Origin of the sequence: Streptomyces alkaliphilus (assembly GCF_014141535.1) — a bacterium.
Lineage (GTDB): Bacteria > Actinomycetota > Actinomycetes > Streptomycetales > Streptomycetaceae > Streptomyces > Streptomyces alkaliphilus.
Window position 1 is genome coordinate 1 of record NZ_VKHT01000964.1, and the last position, 1,886, is coordinate 1,886.

Annotated in this window: 1 protein-coding gene; it reads left to right on the forward strand. The window is 70.9% G+C overall.

The features are described 5' to 3' along the window. The first annotated feature begins 167 nt into the window (after positions 1 to 167). Positions 168 to 1,751, forward strand: a complete 1,584-nt coding sequence (locus FNQ90_RS21525) for an acyl-CoA mutase large subunit family protein (RefSeq protein WP_182607873.1) — start codon at positions 168 to 170, stop codon at positions 1,749 to 1,751. The last annotated feature ends 135 nt before the right edge of the window (positions 1,752 to 1,886 follow it).

A 1,886-nucleotide genomic window follows, 5' to 3' on the forward strand; every position in this document is an offset into this window, starting at 1 on the left:
CTTCTGTGAGGGATCTCCCAATCGGATCCCCTCCCACCCGTTGCCGGCCCCTCGCTACAGTCCGTGGCGAGAACGCACAGGATGATCGGGACCCAGGGCACGCCCGGCGCGGAGACGACGACGGCACGGCGTGCGGGGACAGCCCACGGCGGGAGGCCACAGAGCACATGGCACGCGAGTCGGAATCCGGACAGCCCATCGAACCGGTATACGGACCGGAAGCGCTCAAGGGGTGGGGGCCGGAGGAGAAGCTGGGGGAGCCCGGCGCCTACCCCTACACCCGGGGCGTCTACCCGAGCATGTACACCGGCCGGCCGTGGACGATGCGCCAGTACGCCGGTTTCGGCACGGCGGTGGAGTCCAACGCCCGGTACAAGCAGCTGATCGCCAACGGCACCATGGGCCTGTCGGTCGCCTTCGACCTGCCCACCCAGATGGGTCACGACTCCGACGCCCCGATCGCGCACGGCGAGGTCGGCAAGGTGGGCGTGGCCATCGACTCCGTCGACGACATGCGGGTGCTGTTCGGCGGTATCCCGCTGGACCAGGTCTCCACGTCGATGACGATCAACGCCCCCGCCGCCGTCCTGCTGCTGCTCTACCAGCTCGTCGCCGAGGAGCAGGGCGTGTCGGCGGACAAGCTGACCGGGACCATCCAGAACGACGTGCTCAAGGAGTACATCGCGCGCGGGACGTACATCTTCCCGCCCAAGCCCTCGCTGCGGCTGATCGCGGACATCTTCAAGTACTGCCGGGCCGAGATCCCGAAGTGGAACACCATCTCCATCTCCGGCTACCACATGGCCGAGGCCGGGGCCACGCCCGCGCAGGAGATCGCCTTCACCCTCGCCGACGGCATCGAGTACGTGCGCACCGCCGTCGCCGCCGGTATGGACGTGGACGACTTCGCGCCGCGCCTGTCCTTCTTCTTCGTGGCCCGCACCACGATCCTGGAGGAGGTCGCCAAGTTCCGTGCCGCCCGCCGGATCTGGGCCCGGGTCATGCGCGAGGAGTTCGGCGCGAAGAACCCCAAGTCGATGATGCTGCGCTTCCACACCCAGACCGCCGGCGTGCAGCTCACCGCGCAGCAGCCCGAGGTGAACCTGGTGCGGGTGGCGGTACAGGGCCTGGCGGCCGTGCTCGGCGGCACCCAGTCGCTGCACACCAACTCCTACGACGAGGCCATCGCGCTGCCCACCGACAAGTCCGCCCGCCTGGCGCTGCGCACCCAGCAGGTGCTGGCCCACGAGACGGACGTGACCGCCACCGTGGACCCGTTCGCCGGTTCCTACGTGGTGGAGTCGATGACCGACGCGGTGGAGGAGGCCGCGCTGGACCTCATGCGGCAGGTCGAGGACCGGGGCGGCGCGGTGGAGGCCATCGAACAGGGCTTCCAGAAGTCCGAGATCGAGCGCAGCGCCTACCGCATCGCCCGCGAGACCGACGCGGGCGAGCGCGTCGTGGTCGGCGTCAACCGTTTCCGCCTCGACGAGGAGGAGCCCTACGAGCCGCTGCGCGTGGACCCCGCGATCGAGGCCCAGCAGGCCGAGCGGCTGAAGCGGTTGCGCGCCGAGCGCGACCAGCCGGCGGTGGACGCGGCACTCGCGGCGCTGCGCGAGGCGGCGAGCGGGGACACCGACAACGTGCTGTACCCGATGCGGGAGGCGCTGCGGGCCCGGGCCACAGTCGGTGAGGTGTGCAACCTGCTGCGCGAGGTGTGGGGCGCCTACGTCCCCTCGGAGAACTTCTGACGGTCCCGGTCGACCGGGACCCGGCGGCCCCGCGCGACGACCCCGCCACCCGGGGTCGCGCCCGGGGCCGCCGGCGTGTCGTCCCGATCCCGGCCTCCGTCGTATCGGTGGCCCCGTCACTTCCCCACCCCCTGC